Below are 18221 nucleotides of genomic sequence, written 5' to 3' on the forward strand. Positions count from 1 at the left end.
GCCGCCCCGGCAGGCGTTCAGGGGGGATCGCTCACGGTGCTCCGGTGATTGCGGGAATGCCGGACCCGCCGATCGATCCCGGGTCCGCAGAGGCGCCGACTCTATTTCATCCCGGCGATCCTTCCCAGCCGGATCCCCCATTCATCGCAACCGTGGAAAACTCTTGCCGGAGATCCCGGAAGAGCGAAAAGAAACCGCCCATGGAGCCAGAAGCCCTTGTGGCCAGCGAAACCCGCCCCCGTGGGCACGCGGACCGGGCGTGTGGCATCCTCTCGCGATCGACCGGAAGGTTTCGCCGGGGAAAGTGCGAGGTGGCCGGCTTGTACGGACGTGACGTGGCGGAATGGCAAAAGATGATCGACGCGGGCAAGGCGATTCTGATCGCGCGCGCGGTCGTGGACCGGACGACTTCCTTCGGTGAATTCGCCGCCGCGCTGATCCGGCGCACCGGGGTGGCCGGGTTCGACTTCACCACCGGCGAGGGCCGCGCGAGCATGGCCTGCCTGCTCGACCGCATCTCCGAAGCCGGGTTCGACGAGGCGGGCGGGCGGCTGCTCGGCGCGCTCGTCCGCAACCTCGGTGCCGAGGACGCCGGACCCGGCTTCTACCGGCTCGCGAGCCGCAAGGGCCTGGCCGTGCCCCGCACCCGCGGCGGGCGGCGGCTGTTCTGGGCCCAGCACGTCCGCGAGCTGCACGAACACTTCGCCGGAGTCGGCCGGCGGCCCGCGGCGGGGTGACCAGCCGGGTGGCCGCCCCGAGCCGCGGGCTCCGCGCGAAGCCGGAGAACCGGAGAAGCAGCGCGACTAGCGGGACAGGACCGCCGTCAGGACCCGCCGCAGCTCGCCCGCGGTGTCCTCGGCCGGCTCCGGGGAGCGCCACGCGACGATGCCGTCGGGACGCACCAGCGAAGCGCCGCCCGTCGCAAGGCCGTGACGGGCGGCGAAGAGGTCGTCGTCGAGCACGTGGCAGTCGAGGCGGACGCCCAGCTCCGCCGCGACGTCCGCCGCGGCCGGCTGCCACCGCGTGCCGTCGCCGGCGCACAGCAGGACCCACGAGTGCCCGAACAGGTCCACAGTGGACTCCAGGCCGGGTGCGCGGAAGCCGGGGCGGCCGGTCGGGGCGTGCACGTCCTCGACGCGTTCGCCGTCGTCCGGCTCCTCGGCGAGCACCGCGGCCGACCGGTAGCGGAACCCGAGGAGGATCGCCACCTGGTCCTCGGCCTTCGTCAGCCCGGAGACGTCGAGATCGGGGTGCATGCGCTGCTTCATGTTGTGCAGCGACGTGTCGATGACCATCCGCGCGATCGGCTTCCGCTCGGCTTCGTAGGTGTCGAGCAGTGCCGGGCCCGCTTCGCCGCGCAGCACCGCGGCGAGCTTCCACGCGAGGTCCGCGGCGTCGCCGACCGCCGTGTTGCCGCCCATCCCGCCGGTCGGCGGCGTCACCTTCGCCGCGTCGCCGATCAGGAAGACCCGCCCGGCGCGGAACCGGTCGGCGAGCCGCGCGGCGATCTCCCACGAGCCCGTCCAGACGATCTCCGGGTCCAGTTCCGGCAGGTCGGTGGCGGCGCGGATCATCGCGACGAGCCGGTCGTGGGTGAAGTCCGCCGGGCTTTCCCCGCGGTCCGGGAAGTAGTCCGGGGCGAAGACGTACCGGTCCGGGACATCGGTGTTGACGAACCCGGCCGTGAAGTCCGGGTGCTGCAGGTAGAACAGGTCGGACAGGCCGGTCTGGACCCGGTCGCCGAGGTCGGCGTCGAACACCACGCCGAGGCAGTGGCTCAGCGCGTCCATCCCGGTGGTCCCGATGCCGAGCCGCTGCCGGATGCCGCTGCGCCCGCCGTCGGCCGCGACGACGTAGTCCGCGCGCACCACGGTTTCCTCGCCGGTATCGCGGTGCCGCAGCGTCGCGGTGACGCCGTCCTCGTCCGGCGCGAGGTCGGTCAGCTCGGTCCGGAACACCACCCGCGCGCCCGCCTTTTCCGCGTGCGCCAGCAGGATCGGCTCCACGACGTCCTGCCCGGCCATGCCGGCGGGCAGTGTCGTCGACGCCGAGACGTCGAACTCGCTGCCGTCCTGGACGAGCCGGTGCAGCACCCGGCCGGCCAGGCTGGTCGCGACGGTGATCCGCAGCCCCTGCGACGCCCGCGGGCTGGCCGCCAGCACCTCGCGGTCGATTCCCGCCCAGTGGAACAACTCCATCGTGCGCCAGTTCTGCCCGGCGGCGCGCGAATGGACCGACGTCCCCGCGTGCCGCTCGACGGTCAGCACCTCCACGCCCGCCTGCGCCAGGAACAGCGACGCCGACAACCCGCCCAGCCCGGCCCCCACGACCAGCACCTGCACCCGCTCCGCCACGACTACCTCCATGCTCGTGAATCTCGCTTACCAAATATCTTAGTCACAGAGAGATTAGATTGACAAGGCAATCCGGCTCCCAGGAGGTGGGAAGGGTTGGGTAGGCCGTTCGGCGCAAGTAGCTTCGTCCCGGCAGCCCCTTCACGAACCCGTTGAGCCGCAAGGAGAAACCGATGGCCGAGACTTCGGCGTGGTCCTTCGAGACCAAGCAGATCCACGCGGGTGCCGCGCCGGACCCGGCGACGGGGGCGCGGGCGACGCCGATCTACCAGACGACGTCGTACGTCTTCCGGGACAGCCAGCACGGCGCCGACCTGTTCAGCCTCGCCGAGCCCGGCAACATCTACACGCGGATCATGAACCCGACCCAGGACGTGCTGGAGCAGCGGCTCGCCGCGCTCGAAGGCGGCGTCGCGGCGCTGGCGTTCGCGTCCGGCTCGGCGGCGACCACGGCGGCGATCCTGAACCTGGCGGGGGCGGGCGACCACTTCGTCTCGAGCCCGTCGCTCTACGGCGGCACCTACAACCTCTTCCACTACACGCTGCCGAAGCTCGGGGTCGAGGTCACGTTCATCGACGACCAGGACGACCTGGAGCAGTGGCGCGCCGCCGTCCGGCCGAACACCAAGCTGTTCTTCGCCGAGACGCTGGCCAACCCGGGCAGCAACGTCCTCGACATCCGGGGCGTCGCCGACGTCGCGCACGCGGCCGGCGTCCCGCTCGTCGTCGACAACACCGTGCCGACGCCGTACCTGCTGCGCCCGATCGAGCACGGCGCCGACGTCGTCGTGCACTCGGCGACGAAGTACCTCGGCGGCCACGGGACCACGGTGGCCGGCGTGCTGGTCGACGGCGGCACGTTCGACTTCGGCAAGGACCCGGCGCGGTTCCCGGGCTTCACCGAGCCGGACCCGAGCTACCACGGCCTGAAGTACTGGGAGGCGCTCGGCCCGGGCGCGTACGCGGCGAAGGCGCGCGTCCAGATCCTGCGCGACACCGGCGCCGCGATCGCGCCGTTGAACAGCTTCCTGATCCTGCAGGGCATCGAGACGCTGTCGCTGCGCCTCGAGCGGCACGTGGCGAACGCGCAGGCGCTGGCCGAGTGGCTGGAGCAGCGCGACGAGGTCGAGACGGTCTACTACGCCGGCCTCCCGTCGAGCCCGCACCACGCCAACGCGCAGAAGTACCTGCCGCGCGGCGCGGGTGCGGTCCTGTCCTTCGACCTGCGCGGCGGTGTCGCGGCGGGCCGGAAGTTCGTCGACGGCACCGAGCTGCACAGCCAGCTGGTGAACATCGGTGACGTCCGGAGCCTGATCGTGCACCCGGCGTCGACCACGCACAGCCAGCTCAACCCGGAGGAGCAGCTCTCCAGCGGCGTCACGCCCGGGCTGGTCCGGCTCGCCGTCGGGCTGGAGGGCATCGAGGACCTCAAGGCCGACCTCGAGGCCGGATTCCGGGCGGCCAAGGCGGAACTGTGACGGCTGAGCCCGTCACCGGCGCCTGGCGGATCGGGGATCCGCCGGGCCGCCGGCAGTTCGTCACCGGCCCCGGCGCGCTCGCGCTGGAGGCCGGTGGCGTGCTGCCGTCGTTCTCGCTCGCGTACGAGACGTGGGGGACGCTGAACTCCGACGCGTCCAACGCGATCCTCGTCGAGCACGCCCTGACCGGCGACAGCCACGCGGCCGGCCCCGCCGGGCCGGGCCACCCCAGCGCGGGCTGGTGGGACGCGCTGATCGGGCCGGGGAAGGCCGTGGACACGAACGAGTTCTTCGTCGTGGTCCCGAACGTGCTGGGCGGCTGCCAGGGCTCGACCGGGCCGTCGTCGCTCGCGCCTGACGGGCGGCCGTGGGGCAGCCGGTTCCCGGTGGTGACGGTCCGCGACCAGGTCGCGGCCGAAGCGGCGCTGGCGGACGCGCTGGGCATCGACCGCTGGGCGGCCGTCGTCGGCGGGTCGATGGGCGGGATGCGCGCGCTGGAGTGGGCGGTGTCGCTGCCGCCACGGGTGGCTTCGGTGCTGGTGCTGGCGTCGACCGCGCGGGCGTCGGCCGAGCAGATCGCCTGGGCGGCACCGCAGCTGCACGCGATCCGCGGCGACCCGTTCTTCCACGGCGGCGACTACTACTCGGCGCCGTCGGGACCCGGCACCGGGCTCGGCATCGCCCGGCGGATCGCGCACGTCACCTACCGCAGCGAGCCCGAGCTGGCCCAGCGGTTCGGCCGGGTGCCGCAGGACGGCGAAGATCCCCTGCGCGGCGGCCGGTTCGCCGTGGAGTCCTATTTGGACCACCACGCGGCCAAGCTGGCGCGCCGCTTCGACGCGAACAGCTACCTGGTCCTGACGGAGTCGATGAACACCCACGACGTCGGCCGCGGCCGCGGCGGCGTGGCGGCGGCCCTGGGCCGGGTGACGGCGCGGGCGGTGATCGGCGGCGTCGACAGCGACCGGCTCTACCCGCTGTACCAGTCGGCGGAGATCGCGGCCGGGATCCCCGGGGCGCCGGAGCCGTCGATCGTGTCCTCGCCGTACGGGCACGATTCGTTCCTCATCGAAGCCGGCCAGATCGCGGCCCTGGTCAAGCACCTGCTGGGCTAGGCGCTTCGGGGCCTCAGTCGGAGACGGCCTCGGAGATCCAGGGGGCCACCGGCAGGTCGCGGTCCAGGCACTCCACCGACAGCCGGATGGTCCAGCGCAGCGCCTGCAGGACGAGGCTGTCGACCTCGTCCGGGGCCGCGTTGGCGAGCGCGATCTCGACCTGCTCCTGCGCGGCTTCGGTGTTGCCGTGCACCTCCGCGAGCAGCGTCCGGACCGCCGTCCGCACCGGCGGGTCGGCCTGGTCGATCGAGACCTCTTCGCCGTCCTCGTCGAACACCTGGACCTTCACCGGGGCGCTGCCGCCGTCGCCGAGGGTGGAGACCATCGCGCTGCACTCGCCGAAGAGCAGCAGCATCAGGGCCTTCGTCTCGTCCGCGCGGGCCTGCGGCTCGGCGGCCGAGGGGGCGACCTCGCCCAGCGCTTCGGCGTCGTCGCCGAGGCTCAGCGCGGTCAACGCGCGCTGAGCCTTCTCGACGAGCCGGCGCTCCTGCTCGCTCCAATCCGGGTCCACGTGCCCCATCAAACACCACGAGGGCGCTCGGCGGGATACCTTGATCCGCCGATGGCCATCAGGCCGCGCGAAGGGCACCCAGCGCGAGCCGGCAGAGCAGTTCGGCGAGCTCGTCGTCACCGAGATGGCGGTTGTACGGGGTCGAGTTGATCAGTCCGAACACGGCGTGTGCCGCCGACCGCGCCTGCCGTTCTCCCAGGTCCGGGACGGCTTCGCGGATCACGCGCACCCACACCTCGACGTACTGGCGCTGGAGCGCGCGCACCTGCTTGCGGTCGGCGTCGGTGAGGTTGGCGAGGTTGCGCTCCTGAACGGTGATCAAGGCCGGGTGCTCGAGCGCGAAATCGACGTGGAACCGCACGAGGCCGGTCAGCGTGTCGTCGGGCTCACCCGGCCGGGCGGCCCGCGCCGTGCCGCCGTCGAGCAGGTAGCGGCTGATCGAGTTCAGCATCTCGCCGAGGATCGCGTCCTTGCTGCGGAAGTGCCGGTAGAGCGCCGGGCCGGAGATGCCCACGGCGGCGCCGATGTCGTCGATCCCGACGCCGTGGAAGCCGTGGTGGGCGAACAGCTCGGCGGCCGCGGACAGGATCTGTTCACGCCTGTTCGCCTTCTCGCCGTTCACCAGAGGGGTGGGGTTGGCCGGCATCAGGCCATATTAGAGCGGCAGGTTAGCGAGCGCTAACGTCCCCGGCCGGGGACGGTTCCGGCCGCGCCGGTCACACGTCCAGAGGCCCGGGTCGGCGCCGGGCGGGGTGAACAGGTCCATGATCGCGTTCACGGGGAAGGGGGCGCTCCGGTTGTCGCGCACGATCACCGTCGCCTGCACGGCGCCTCCGCCTGCCGACCTGATCGCGCAGACCCGGGCGGCGTCGAGCCCTCGGTCGGTTCCGGCGGTGTCAGGGCCTACCCGCGCCAACCCGGCACGCGGTTCCGCCGGAAGCGGCCGGTTCACTCGAATGGCTGGGGCCCGGCATTTCCCGCTGATCTTGTGCGGCTGACGAACCGCTGACGTTTCACACTTCCGGTGTGGGCCGAGTGGGTACCTACCGGTAACCAGGGGTTCCTTGTGAGCCTCTCACCTGCTGTCCTATTTGGGTCGGCCCTGTCACAAAGGAGTGACCCATGGCTGTTCCCACCCGTAATTTCCGGCGATCCCTCCTACGGTTGAGCACGGCCCTGGGGGCCGTTGTCGTTGCCACGCTCGGCGTCACGGGCCTCGCCCACGCCGCCGGGACCGTCTACGCCGCGCTCGGCGACTCCTACTCCTCCGGGGTCGGAGCCGGCAGCTACGGCAGTTCCGGGAGCTGTTACCGCAGCTCCAAGGCCTACCCGCAGCTGTGGACCAACGCCCACAGCGGAACCTCGTTCACGTTCCTGGCCTGCTCGGGAGCGAAGACCGGGGACGTGATCAACCAGGCGAACTCGATCCCCTCGTCGGCCACGCTCGTCACGGTGACCGTCGGCGGGAACGACGCCGGGTTCAGCGATGTGATCACCACCTGCACCCTGGGCAGTGATTCCGACTGCGTGAACCGGGTCAACACGGCCAAGGCGTACGTGAACAACACGCTGCCGGCGCTGCTGACCAACACCTACAACGCGATCAAGGCCAAGGCGCCGGGTGCCCGGCTCGTCGTCCTGTCCTATCCGCGCTTCTACACCGTGCCCGGCTCCTGCTGGGTCGGGCTGAGCGACACCAAGCGCACGGCGATCAACTCGGGGGCCGACGCGCTCGCGTCGGTGATCCAGTCGCGGGCCGCCTCGGCGGGCGGGACCTTCGTCGACGTCCGGCCGTCGTTCACCGGGCACAACATCTGCTCGTCGGCCGGCGATTACCTGCACAGCCTGACCTGGCCGGTGATCGAGTCCTACCACCCGACCGTGGCCGGGCAGTCGGGCGGTTACTACGCCCCGCTGACGGCGGCGATCGGCTGATCCGTCCGCAACGGCCACCCCGGTCCGCCGGGGTGGCCGTCGCGCGCGTTCCGGCGACTGGACACCCACGTTAGCGGTCGCTAACATCGGACCGGAGGTTAACGACCGCTAACTTCGAGGGAGCCCATGGACACGCCGGCACTGGGGACTACGGCTGCCCCGGACAGCGAGGCCTACGCCCGCAACGCCACCTCCCACGCGGAGCTGGTGGAAGACCTCCGCAAACGCTTGGCGAGCGCCCGGCTCGGCGGGCCGGAGAAGGCGCGCACGCGGCACGTCGAGCGCGGCAAGCTGCTGCCGCGCGACCGCGTCGACACGCTGCTGGACCCGGGTTCCCCGTTCCTGGAGCTGTCCCCGCTGGCGGCGAACGGGCTCTACGACGACGAGGCGCCGTCGGCCGGCATCATCACCGGTGTCGGGCGGGTGTCGGGCCGGGAATGCGTGGTCGTCGCCAACGACGCCACCGTCAAGGGCGGCACCTACTACCCGATGACGGTGAAGAAGCACTTGCGCGCCCAGGAGGTCGCGCTGCACAACAACCTGCCGTGCGTCTACCTGGTGGACTCCGGTGGCGCCTTCCTGCCCAGGCAGGACGAGGTCTTCCCGGATCGTGAACACTTCGGCCGGATCTTCTACAACCAGGCGACGATGTCGGCCCGCGGCATCCCGCAGGTCGCCGCCGTGCTCGGCTCCTGCACCGCCGGCGGCGCGTACGTCCCGGCGATGAGCGACGAAGCCGTGATCGTCCGGAACCAGGGCACGATCTTCCTCGGCGGCCCGCCGCTGGTGAAGGCGGCGACCGGCGAGGTCGTCGCGGCGGAGGAGCTCGGCGGCGGTGACGTCCACGCCCGCCAGTCCGGCGTCACCGACCACCTGGCCGACGACGACGCGCACGCGCTGCGGATCGTCCGCTCGATCGTGTCGACGTTGGGCCCGCGCACGCCGCGTCCGTGGGACGTTCTGCCGACCGAGGCGCCCGCCGTCGACCCGGCCGAGCTGTACGGCGTCGTGCCGACCGACCCGCGCGTGCCCTACGACGTCCGCGAGGTGATCGCCCGGATCGTCGACGGCAGCCGGTTCGGCGAGTTCAAGAAGGAGTACGGCGCGACGCTGGTCACCGGGTTCGCCCGGATCCACGGCCACCCGGTCGGCATCATCGCGAACAACGGCGTGCTCTTCGCCGAGTCGGCGATGAAGGGCGCGCACTTCATCGAGCTGTGCGACAAGCGCTCGATCCCGCTGCTGTTCCTGCAGAACATCACCGGTTTCATGGTCGGGCGCGCGTACGAGGCGGGCGGCATCGCCAAGCACGGCGCGAAGATGGTGACGGCGGTGGCGTGCGCGCGGGTGCCGAAGCTGACCGTCGTGATCGGCGGCTCGTTCGGGGCCGGCAACTACTCGATGTGCGGCCGGGCGTACTCGCCGCGGTTCCTGTGGATGTGGCCGAACGCGCGGATCTCGGTGATGGGCGGCGAGCAGGCGGCTTCGGTGCTGTCGACGGTCCGCCGCGACTCGATCGAGGGCCGCGGCGGCGAATGGTCCACGGAGGACGAAGAGGCGTTCAAGGACCCGATCCGCGAGCAGTACGAGGCGCAGGGCAGCCCGTACTACTCGACGGCCCGGCTGTGGGACGACGGCGTCATCGACCCGGCGGACACCCGCACGGTGCTCGGCCTCGCCCTCTCGGCCGCGGCCAACGCGCCGCTGTCCGAGGTCAACTACGGCGTCTTCCGGATGTGAGGGGCATGTTCGACTCAGTTTTGGTCGCGAACCGGGGCGAGATCGCGGTCCGGGTCATCCGCACGCTGCGGGACCTCGGCATCCGCGCGGTCGCCGTCTACAGCGACGCGGACGCCGACGCGCGGCACGTCCGGGAGGCGCACGCCGCCGTCCGGATCGGCCCGGCGGAGGCTTCTCGCAGCTACCTTTCGATCTCGGCCATTGTGGACGCCGCCGTGACTTCCGGTGCGCAGGCCGTGCACCCGGGGTACGGCTTCCTGGCGGAGAACGCCGAGTTCGCGCGGGCCTGCGAGGCCGCCGGTCTGGTGTTCATCGGCCCGCCGGTCGCGGCGATCGACGCCATGGGCGACAAGATCCGCGCCAAGGCGACGGTGTCCAAAGCCGGCGTCCCCGTCGTGCCCGGTGCGTCCGATGTGGACATTCCGTCCGGGGGATTCGCGGAGGCTGCCGCGAAGGTGGGCTACCCGCTGCTGCTGAAGCCGTCCGCGGGCGGTGGCGGCAAGGGGATGCGGCTGGTGCACGCCCCCGAGGAGCTGGACGCGGCGATCGAGTCCGCGCGGCGCGAGGCCAAGGGGTCCTTCGGCGACGACACGCTGCTCATGGAGCGGTTCGTCACGACCCCGCGGCACATCGAGATCCAGGTGCTGGCCGACACCCACGGCAACGTCGTCCACCTCGGCGAACGCGAGTGCAGCCTGCAGCGGCGGCACCAGAAGATCATCGAAGAGGCGCCGTCGGTGCTGCTGGACGACGCCACCCGCGAAAAGATGGGCTCGGCGGCGGTCGAGGCCGCACGCTCGGTCGGGTACGTCGGCGCCGGGACCGTCGAGTTCATCATGTCGGCCCACGACCCGGACGAGTTCTTCTTCATGGAGATGAACACCCGGCTGCAGGTCGAGCACCCGGTCACCGAGCTGGTCACCGGCCTCGACCTCGTCGAGTGGCAGGTCCGGGTGGCGGCAGGGGAACACCTTTCCCTCCGGCAGGAAGACGTCGTCCTCAATGGACACGCGGTCGAAGCTCGCGTGTACGCCGAGGACCCGGCGCGCGGCTTCATCCCGACCGGTGGGACGGTGCTGGCGGTGCACGAGCCGTCCGGCGACGGCGTCCGCGTCGACTCATGGATGACGCCCGGCGCGGTGGTCGGCTCGAACTACGACCCGATGCTGGCCAAGGTGATCGCCTGGGGCCCGGACCGCGCGGCGGCGCTGCACCGGCTCGACCTCGCCCTGGCCGACACGGCGTTGCTGGGCATCGGCACGAACACGGCGTTCCTGCGCGGGCTGCTGGCCGACGCCGACGTCCGCGCCGGCCGGCTCGACACCGAGCTGGTCGACCGGCGCCTGTCCACTTTGGTCTCGACGGACGTGCCCGCGGAGTTCTTCGTCGCGGCCGCACTGGACCGGTTCCTGGAGCTGCAGCCGTCCGGACCCGTGGTGGACCCGTGGGACGTGCCGGACGGCTGGCGGATGGGCGGCTCGGGCGGGGTGACGTTCCGGTTGAAGTCCGGTTCCGCCCGCGCGGTGGTCCGGGTGCAGGGCACGCCCGCCGCGGCGACGGTGTTCGCCGACGACGACGCGCCGGTCCAGGTCTCGGCCCGGCGCGACGGCGACGTGCTCGAGATCCGGCACGCGGGCGGCTTCCACCGCTACCGCCAGGCCTGCGGTCCAGACCGGACGGTTTGGCTGGCGCGCGACGGCCTCAGCTTCCCGTTCGGGGAGCAGGAGTTCGTGCTGGCCTCGCGCGGCGAGGCCGCCGGCGCGGGCCCGGTCACCAGCCCGATGCCGGGCACCGTGCTGGTGGTGAAGGTCGCCGCGGGTGACGTCGTCAAGGCCGGGACGCCGCTGCTGGTCGTCGAAGCGATGAAGATGGAGCACACCGTCACCGCGCCGATCGACGGCGTGGTCAGCGAACTCCCCGTCCGGGCCGGCCAGCAGGTCGCGCTGGACGAAACCCTTGCCGTGGTTACGCCCCAAGAGGAGCAGCAGTGATCGACTTCCGCCTGGACGAGGACTACGAGTCCCTCCGCAAGACCGTCGAGGACTTCGCGCACGCCGAGGTCGCGCCGGTGATCGGCGAGCTGTACGAGAAGGAAGAGTTCCCGTACGCCATCGTCGCGAAGATGGGCGAGATGGGCCTGTTCGGCCTCCCCTTCCCGGAGGAGTTCGGCGGCATGGGCGGCGATTACTTCGCGCTGTGCCTGGCGTTGGAGGAGCTGGCGCGGGTCGACTCGTCGGTCGCGATCACCCTGGAGGCCGGCGTTTCCCTCGGCGCGATGCCGATCTTCCGCTTCGGGACGCAGGAGCAGAAGGAGAAGTGGCTGCCGTCGCTGTGCGAGGGCACGGCGCTGGGCGGCTTCGGGCTGACCGAACCGGGCGGCGGGTCGGACGCGGGCGCGACCCGCACCCGGGCCACTTTGGACGGTGACGAGTGGGTCATCAACGGCAGCAAGGCGTTCATCACGAACTCGGGCACGGACATCACCCGCCTGGTCACGGTCACGGCGGTGACGGACGTGATGGAGAACGGCCGCAAGGAGATCTCGGCGATCATCGTCCCGTCGGGAACACCGGGCTTCGCGGTGGCCCCGAAGTACTCCAAGGTCGGCTGGAACTGCTCGGACACGCACGAGCTGTCCTTTTCGGACGTCCGGGTCCCGGCGGAGAACCTCGTCGGCGTCCGCGGCCGGGGTTACGCGCAGTTCTTGTCTATTTTGGACGAAGGCCGGGTGGCGATCGCCGCGCTTTCGGTGGGGCTGGCGCAGGGCTGCGTCGACGAGTGCCTCAAGTACGTGAAGGACCGCGTCGCGTTCGGCAAGCGGATCGGCGAGTACCAGGCGATCCAGTTCAAGATCGCGGACATGGAGGTCCGCACGCACACCGCCCGCCTGGCGTACTACCAGGCGGCGTCGAAGATGCTGCGCGGCGAGCCGTTCAAGAAGGAGGCGTCGATCGCGAAGCTGGTGGCCTCGAACGCGGCGATGGACAACGCGCGCGACGCCACGCAGATCTTCGGCGGCTACGGGTTCATGAACGAGTTCCCGGTGAGCCGCTTCTACCGCGACGCGAAGATCCTCGAGATCGGCGAGGGGACAAGCGAGGTCCAGAAGATGCTGATCTCCCGGCACCTCGGCGTCGCCTGACGTCCGGCGAGGGGCACCTCCGGCGGAGGTGCCCCTCGCGAACTACTGCGGCTGTTGTTGTTGCTGTTGCTTCTTGTCCTCTTCGGCCCACGCGGCTTCCGCCTGCATCTGGATGTCGGTGAGACCACGGTCGACCTGCACGATGTCCTTGCCCGCCCAGCCCACGAAGTTCTTCGAGCTCTTGGCGTCGGACAGCGCCTTCAGCATCGGGTAGTAGTCCGGGTGCTTGGCCTTCAGCCAGTCGTCGACGAACTTCATCTTCTTGTAGCTGTCGCCGAACTTGGTCTTCAGCCAGTCCTCGTGCTTCTTGATCATCGGGAAGTCGTGCTCGCTCAGGTGCGACTGCGGGGCCGGCGGCTTGGCCGGGGGCGGCGGGTCCGCCGGCTTCGGCAGCGGCCGGGAGAAGTTGGGCGTCGTGCCGTCACCCGGGGGCCGGGTGCTCGGCGCGGCGCCACCGCCCCCGGGCGCGTCGTGGGTGATCGCGGTGCCCGGCGGCGCCGGCTTCGGCGGCAGCGGCCGCGAGAAGTTCGGCACGGTGTTCCCGTTCGGGCGGGGCAGGTTCGTCAGCTCGTGGCCCGGGTTCGCGCCGCCCGGCTTCGGCTTGACCAGCTTCGACAGCTTGGTGAGCCGGGCCAGGGTGCGCCCGGCGTAGGCGACGACCTTGGCGAGCTTGGCCGCCATCGCCGCGACCTGGATCGAAACCTGCACGACGATCTTGCTCACCCCGACGGCGATCGACGCACCGAAGGTGAACGCGGCCATCGCGAGGGCGATCAGCATCGTGGAGATGATGTCGCCGAGGATCGTCGTGATGATGTCGCGCAGCAGCGCGCGGACCGCGGCGATCAGCGCCCCGGTGGTCTCGACCATGTAGCCGGCGACGTCGGACGCCTTCGCGTTCGCGTCGATCCAGCCCTTCCGGTCGTCGATCGACTTCTTGAAGCTGTCGTAGCCCTTGCCCTGCCACTGGGTGATCGTCGACTTGAGCGTGTCGTCGAGCTGGGTGCCGGTGTTGCGCAGCGCCTCGCCGATCTTGTGCAGCTCGTTGGCGACCTTCGTGACCTCGGACGGGTTGCCCGCGACCTGGTCCAGCGGCCACTTCAGGAACGAGACGTGCTCGATCAGCCAGCCCAGGCCCGCGGCGATCAGCTTCGAGAGCGGGTCCATGACGAACGCGACGGTGTCGAGCGTGGCGCTGATCAGGTTGATGCCCAGTTCCACGCTCACGGCCGCGAGATCGCCACCGTGTTCGGTCTGGACCTTGCCGATCGAGTCGCCGACCTGCTTCCAGCTGTCGAAGACGCCGGCTCCGGTCGTGGAGTTCGATGCCGTGATGGGAACGGTCACTTGCCCAGCTCCGTCTCGAAGGTGCTCAGACCCTGTGCCGTGTTCGAGTCGTGGGTCGCATACGTCTCGGCTGCCTTCTTCACGTCGGCGGCGGACTTGCCGATGTCCCCGACGAGCTTGTTGATCTCCCCGGTGATCACCGCCATCGTGACCCGTGAGGGCACCGCGAGCACCTGCGCGAGCAGGATGCCGAACGCGGCGTTGTCGAACCCGTTGGCGGCCTGCATCCGGTTCGCGGCGTCCTGCACCGCCGGTTGCGTGGTGCCCGACAGGAACTGGCTGAACTTCTGCAGCTCGGCGGGATCGACCGAGAAACCTGCTCCGGAAACCACCGGTTCTCCTCCGTACTACCAGGGATTGCTTTCGCCGTCGTCCTCTTCCGGCGTCTGCCGGGGACGGCGGCGCGGCTGACCACGCTGCGGTTGTGGGGGGCCCGGGGGCGCGGCCGGGCGGTCCTCGGCCTCCTGCTCCGGCATGAACACGTCGCGCTTGTCCGGCTGCGTCCCCTCGTCCGGTTCGGGGGCCGGCAGGAATTCGTCCAGCAGCTCGCGGGCGGCCGAGTCCTCGCCCACCATGCCGCTGAAGGCCTCGGCGACCTCCGCCGACACCTTCTGCTGCGCCCGGCCGATCAGCTGCAGCACCAGTCCGGAAAGGGCTTGCGGGGGTCGTTCGTACGCGCGGGGGCCGAACCGGAGGTCCTGCAGGACGCCGCTCGGGCCGACGGTCACCGTCACCGCGCCGTCCGGCGACTGCACGGTGGCGACGGCGGTCCGGAGCTTCTCCTGCGCGGCCGCGGCTTTCGCCCGGATTTCCTCGAGCTCGACGGTGAATGCGGCCAGCGGGTCGCCGGCGGGCACTGACTGGGTCAATTTGTCCTCGTCGCGAGAGAGGTCGTGAACGGAAGAAGTCAATCAGCGCCGCCTGAACTCCGGATGACGCGCATCGAGCCACCGGCTGAACGCGATCGCCACCTACCACTGGACACCAATACTTATACCGGTATAGTTATCGCCATGGTCGAGATCAAAACGGAGCCCGAGCTGGCGATGATGCGCGAAGCCGGGCGGGTGGTGGCGAACACCCTGCACGCGGTCAAGGAGGCGGCCGCGATCGGCGTCTCGCTGCGCGAACTGGACGAAGTCGCCGCCCACGTCATCAGCGAGGCCGGCGCGAAGCCGTCGTTCCTGCACTACCAGCCGCGGTCCGCGCCGACGCCCTACCCGAACGTCCTCTGCGCCAGCGTCAACGACGTCGTCGTGCACGGCATCCCGACGGCGTACCGCATCCAGGACGGCGACCTCGTCAGCATCGACTGCGGCGCCATCCTCGACGGCTGGAACGGCGACGCGGCGATCAGCTTCGTCGTCGGCAACGCCGATCCCGCCGACCTCGCGCTCATCGACGCCACCGAGCGGGCGCTGGCCGCCGGGATCGCCGCCGCCCGGCCGGGCGCGAAGCTCGGCGACATCTCGTACGCGATCGGCGCCGCGGGCCGCGCACACGGCCACGGCATGCTCGACGACCACGGCGGGCACGGCATCGGCCGGGCGATGCACGAGGACCCGCACCTGCCGAACGAAGGGCGCGCGGGTCGCGGAATGCGGCTCAAGCCGGGGCTCGCGCTGGCGATCGAGCCGATGCTCACCCGGGGCGGCGACGCCTACCGCTACGCCGAGGACGGCTGGTCGATCCTCACCGCCGACGGCAGCCGGGCCGCGCACGTCGAACACACCATCGCCATCACCGAAGACGGCCCGCGCGTGCTCACCGTGCGGTAGACAGAGGGAATGGACAACATCGTCATCCGTTCGGGTGATTCTGGGGATACGGACACGCTGCTGGGCTTTTTCGACGAAGCCGTCGAATGGCTGGTCGCGCGCGGTAGTTCGAAGCAGTGGGGGACCGAGCCCTGGAGCCGGGTCCCGAAGCGCGTCGAGCGGGTCAAGGGCATGGCGGCGGACCCGGGGCTGCGCATCGCGGTGGTCGACGGCGAGGCCGCCGGCGCGCTGATCGTCTCGGAGGAGCACGACCCGCACGTGCCCGCGGTCGACGAGCGCGAGCTGTACATCCGGCTGCTCATCACGTCGCGGCGGTTCACCGGGCGGCGCGTCGGCGGCCGCCTCCTCGAGTACGCGCTCGACGAGGCGCGGCGGCGCGGGATCGACCTCGTGCGCGTCGACTGCTGGGCCGGCGGTGACGGCGAACTGCAGCGGTACTACGAGAGTCACGGGTTCCGCCCGACGGTCCGGTTCACCGTCGACGCGTGGGTCGGGCAGGTGCTGGAGCAGCGCGTGGGTTAGCAGACCCGGAACAGGATCGCCTCGTGGTGTTTCGCGCCGGTCTGGTGGAAGCGCAGCACCACCTTGCCGTGCGGCGCGCGCACGCTGGTGGCGGCGGGCCGGTAGAAGTAGCCGCCGACCTCGACGTCGAGCGTGACCGCGTTCGCCGGCACGGGTGGTGCCAGCGGTCCGTCCGTGCTCCTTTGAATCGACCCGGGGAGTAGCGCCGTCACGCTTCAAGGGCGACACTGTTGACGCGGTGCCAACAGACGAAGGAGTCGCCATGGCCGAAGAACTCGCGGGCAAGGTCGTCGTCATCACCGGCGGCGGGCAGGGGATCGGCGCGGCGACCGCGTCGGCGCTGTCCCGGCTGGGCGCGAAGGTGGTGATCGGCGACCTCGACCAGGTCCGGGCCGAGAAGACGGCCGGCGAGCTGGGTGCCGAGGCGCTGCTGCTGGACGTCACCGACATCCGCGGGTTCACCGGGTTCCTCGACGAGGTCGAACGCCGGCACGGGCGGATCGACGTGCTGATCAACAACGCCGGCATCATGCCGCTCGGCGACCTCGACACCGAAAGCGACGCGACGACCCGGCGGCAGCTGGAGATCAACCTGCACGCCGTCATCCACGGCACGCGCGAGGCGGTGCGGCGGATGCGGCCGCGGCGCAGCGGGCACATCGTCAACGTCGCTTCGTTCGCGGGCAAGGCCGGCTTCCCCGGCGCGGCGACCTACTGCGCGACCAAGCACGCCGTCGTCGGGCTGTCCGAGGCGGTGCACCTGGAGCTGCACGGCAGCGGTGTCCACGTCTCGTGCGTGATGCCGGGCATCGTGCGGACGGAACTCGCGAGCGGCCTCGCCGAGGCGAAGATGTTCAAGTCCGTGCGGCCGGAAGATGTGGCCGACGCCATCGTATCCGCACTGCGCAAGCCTCGTTTCGACGTTTTCGTGCCCCGCTCGCTGGGCACTATGGGCAAGCTCACGCGGCTGCTGCCGCGGCGGGCGGGCGAGGCGTTCGCGCGGGCGTTGAAGGCGGACCGGCTTTTGGCTTCAGCGGCCCATTCCCCGGCCCGCGCGGCGTACGAAGCACGGGCCGCGGAGAGCGGGCCGGGGGTAACTCGGACGGACCAGTGACTGTCCGAATTGGACGTGCTTGCCAGGTGCTTGCGGGTGTGGTGCGGTTGAGTCCGCCCGCCCGGCCCGGCAAGATTGCCTCCGGATCCGCTTTTGGGAGGCACGAGAAATGGTTTCACCACCCGCACGGCTGGCCGCCGCGGCGTCGAACGTGGTCGGCAAGGTGCTGCACGGCGGCGTCGCCGACCTGCGCCCGATGCCGCGGGTGCTGATCGACCAGGGCCCCAACCGCTCGCTGTACCGGATGACGCACAGCGGCGGCACGGTGTCCGGGCCGCCGATCCTGCTGGTGCCGCCCCTGGCCGCGCCGGCGATCTGCTTCGACCTGCGCCGCGGCTGCAGCCTCATCGAGCACCTCATCGAGGGCGGCCGCAACACCTACCTCGTCGACTACGGCACGGTGGCGTTCTCCGACCGCCGCCTGGGCATCGAGCACTGGATCGACGAGGTGCTGCCACGCGCGATCCGGCGCGTGAGCGCGGACGCCGGCGGCCAGGACGTGCACCTGGTGTCGTGGTCGCTGGGCGGGATCTTCTCGCTGTTGGTGAACGCCGACCGCCCGGACCTGCCGATCGCGTCGATCACCGCGATCGGCTCGCCGGTGGACTTCACGGCCATCCCGATCGTGGCGCCGTTCCGCCCGCTGGTCGACCTCACGAACGGCCACCTGCTGACCCCGATTTATCGCGTCTTCGGCGGCGCACCGTCCTATTTGGTCAGCCGCGTGTTCCGCGCGACGGGCATCAGCAAGGAAATCACCAAGCCCCTGGCGATCCTGTCCCACCTCGACGACCGTGACTATCTGGCCCAGATCGAGGCGGTCGACCACTTCATGAGCAACATGTACGCGTACCCGGGCCGCACGTTCGGCCAGCTGTACCACCGCCTGTTCCGCACGAACGACCTGGCGGAGGGCAAGGTGGACCTGAACGGCCGCATCATTTCGCTGTCTTCGGTCCGCGTGCCGACGCTGGTGGTGGCGGGCGAGAACGACACGATCGCACCAAGGCCCTCGGTGGAGCGCGTGGTGGAGCTACTGGACAAGGCTCCGGAGGTCCGCTTCAAGACGGCGCCGGGCGGGCATTTGGGCGTGCTGACGGGCCGGAAGGCGCGGGGCACGACGTGGCGCTACTTGGACGAGTTCCTGGACGACCAGATCTCTTGAACAGTGCGAAGGGCCGCCCT

The 18221-nt window shown here is 70.7% G+C and carries 18 protein-coding genes; 11 read left to right on the forward strand and 7 right to left on the reverse strand.

The window, feature by feature from the left end:
* The first annotated feature begins 335 nt into the window (after positions 1–335).
* The gene (locus AB0F52_RS21295) at positions 336–737 is read left to right on the forward strand and encodes a hypothetical protein (RefSeq protein WP_360173456.1); all 402 of its coding nucleotides are present in this window, start codon (positions 336–338) and stop codon (positions 735–737) included.
* Positions 738–803: 66 nt separating this feature from the next.
* Here AB0F52_RS21295 and rdmE read toward each other — a convergent pair whose 3' ends face one another.
* Positions 804–2366, reverse strand: a complete 1563-nt coding sequence (gene rdmE, locus AB0F52_RS21300) for an aklavinone 12-hydroxylase RdmE (protein WP_360173459.1) — start codon at positions 2364–2366, stop codon at positions 804–806.
* Positions 2367–2527: 161 nt separating this feature from the next.
* Between rdmE and AB0F52_RS21305 the strand changes: the two genes are divergently transcribed.
* Together AB0F52_RS21305 and AB0F52_RS21310 are read left to right on the forward strand one after the other, a co-directional pair.
* Positions 2528–3832 (forward strand): bifunctional o-acetylhomoserine/o-acetylserine sulfhydrylase, encoded by a 1305-nt coding sequence (locus tag AB0F52_RS21305; protein ID WP_360173461.1) that lies wholly within the window; start codon positions 2528–2530, stop codon positions 3830–3832.
* Positions 3829–4947, forward strand: coding sequence for a homoserine O-acetyltransferase (locus AB0F52_RS21310; protein WP_360173463.1), 1119 nt, complete (start codon positions 3829–3831; stop codon positions 4945–4947). The genes AB0F52_RS21305 and AB0F52_RS21310 overlap by 4 nt, the downstream gene beginning before the upstream one ends.
* A 13-nt stretch (positions 4948–4960) precedes the next feature.
* Here the strand turns inward: AB0F52_RS21310 and AB0F52_RS21315 are convergent, their stop codons facing one another.
* Together AB0F52_RS21315 and AB0F52_RS21320 are read right to left on the reverse strand one after the other, a co-directional pair.
* A complete protein-coding gene (locus AB0F52_RS21315) occupies positions 4961–5467 on the reverse strand; it encodes a hypothetical protein (protein ID WP_013229665.1) in 507 nt (168 codons plus the stop codon).
* A 49-nt stretch (positions 5468–5516) separates the two neighbouring features.
* Positions 5517–6104 (reverse strand): TetR/AcrR family transcriptional regulator, encoded by a 588-nt coding sequence (locus AB0F52_RS21320; RefSeq protein ID WP_199191026.1) that lies wholly within the window; start codon positions 6102–6104, stop codon positions 5517–5519.
* Between the two features lie 518 nt (positions 6105–6622).
* Between AB0F52_RS21320 and AB0F52_RS21325 the strand changes: the two genes are divergently transcribed.
* The 4 genes from AB0F52_RS21325 (at position 6623) to AB0F52_RS21340 (ending at position 12275) form a co-directional block, all read left to right on the forward strand.
* Positions 6623–7393 (forward strand): SGNH/GDSL hydrolase family protein, encoded by a 771-nt coding sequence (locus AB0F52_RS21325; protein ID WP_360173467.1) that lies wholly within the window; start codon positions 6623–6625, stop codon positions 7391–7393.
* Positions 7394–7519: 126 nt separating this feature from the next.
* Positions 7520–9133 carry a carboxyl transferase domain-containing protein gene (locus AB0F52_RS21330; protein ID WP_360173470.1) on the forward strand — a complete coding sequence of 538 codons (1614 nt, stop codon included), beginning with the start codon at positions 7520–7522 and terminating at the stop codon, positions 9131–9133.
* A 5-nt stretch (positions 9134–9138) separates the two neighbouring features.
* Positions 9139–11124: an acetyl-CoA carboxylase biotin carboxylase subunit gene (locus AB0F52_RS21335; RefSeq protein WP_360173473.1), complete on the forward strand. Its 1986-nt coding sequence runs from the start codon at positions 9139–9141 to the stop codon at positions 11122–11124.
* Positions 11121–12275, forward strand: a complete 1155-nt coding sequence (locus AB0F52_RS21340; RefSeq protein WP_360173475.1) for an acyl-CoA dehydrogenase family protein — start codon at positions 11121–11123, stop codon at positions 12273–12275. The genes AB0F52_RS21335 and AB0F52_RS21340 overlap by 4 nt, the downstream gene beginning before the upstream one ends.
* A gap of 42 nt (positions 12276–12317) precedes the next feature.
* Here the strand turns inward: AB0F52_RS21340 and AB0F52_RS21345 are convergent, their stop codons facing one another.
* Genes AB0F52_RS21345 through AB0F52_RS21355 form a run of 3 tightly spaced genes read right to left on the reverse strand, consistent with a single transcriptional unit; the run spans position 12318 to position 14491 of the window.
* Entirely contained in the window at positions 12318–13622 is a 1305-nt protein-coding gene (locus AB0F52_RS21345) for a hypothetical protein (RefSeq protein ID WP_360173478.1), read from the reverse strand.
* Complete coding sequence (locus AB0F52_RS21350) at positions 13619–13954, reverse strand: hypothetical protein (RefSeq protein WP_103334725.1); 336 nt, start codon at positions 13952–13954, stop codon at positions 13619–13621. Before AB0F52_RS21350 ends, AB0F52_RS21345 begins: the two co-directional genes overlap by 4 nt.
* 15 nt (positions 13955–13969) lie before the next feature.
* Complete coding sequence (locus AB0F52_RS21355) at positions 13970–14491, reverse strand: YbaB/EbfC family nucleoid-associated protein (protein WP_360173482.1); 522 nt, start codon at positions 14489–14491, stop codon at positions 13970–13972.
* Between the two features lie 144 nt (positions 14492–14635).
* Here AB0F52_RS21355 and map point away from each other — a divergent pair, with 144 nt between their 5' ends.
* Together map and AB0F52_RS21365 are read left to right on the forward strand one after the other, a co-directional pair.
* A complete protein-coding gene (map, locus tag AB0F52_RS21360; RefSeq protein WP_360173485.1) occupies positions 14636–15400 on the forward strand; it encodes a type I methionyl aminopeptidase in 765 nt (254 codons plus the stop codon).
* Positions 15401–15409: 9 nt separating this feature from the next.
* The gene (locus tag AB0F52_RS21365) at positions 15410–15922 is read left to right on the forward strand and encodes a GNAT family N-acetyltransferase (protein ID WP_360173488.1); all 513 of its coding nucleotides are present in this window, start codon (positions 15410–15412) and stop codon (positions 15920–15922) included.
* Here the strand turns inward: AB0F52_RS21365 and AB0F52_RS21370 are convergent.
* Positions 15919–16074, reverse strand: a complete 156-nt coding sequence (locus tag AB0F52_RS21370) for a hypothetical protein (protein WP_360173491.1) — start codon at positions 16072–16074, stop codon at positions 15919–15921. The genes AB0F52_RS21365 and AB0F52_RS21370 overlap by 4 nt on opposite strands.
* Before the next feature lie 110 nt (positions 16075–16184).
* On the opposite strand from AB0F52_RS21370, the gene AB0F52_RS21375 reads away from it, so the two are divergent.
* The gene (locus AB0F52_RS21375) at positions 16185–17036 is read left to right on the forward strand and encodes an SDR family oxidoreductase (protein WP_360173494.1); all 852 of its coding nucleotides are present in this window, start codon (positions 16185–16187) and stop codon (positions 17034–17036) included.
* 109 nt (positions 17037–17145) lie between these two features.
* Positions 17146–18201: an alpha/beta fold hydrolase gene (locus tag AB0F52_RS21380; protein ID WP_360173497.1), complete on the forward strand. Its 1056-nt coding sequence runs from the start codon at positions 17146–17148 to the stop codon at positions 18199–18201.
* Positions 18202–18221 lie beyond the last annotated feature (20 nt).

It is taken from the genome of Amycolatopsis sp. NPDC024027, from assembly GCF_040638975.1.
Taxonomy (GTDB): domain Bacteria; phylum Actinomycetota; class Actinomycetes; order Mycobacteriales; family Pseudonocardiaceae; genus Amycolatopsis.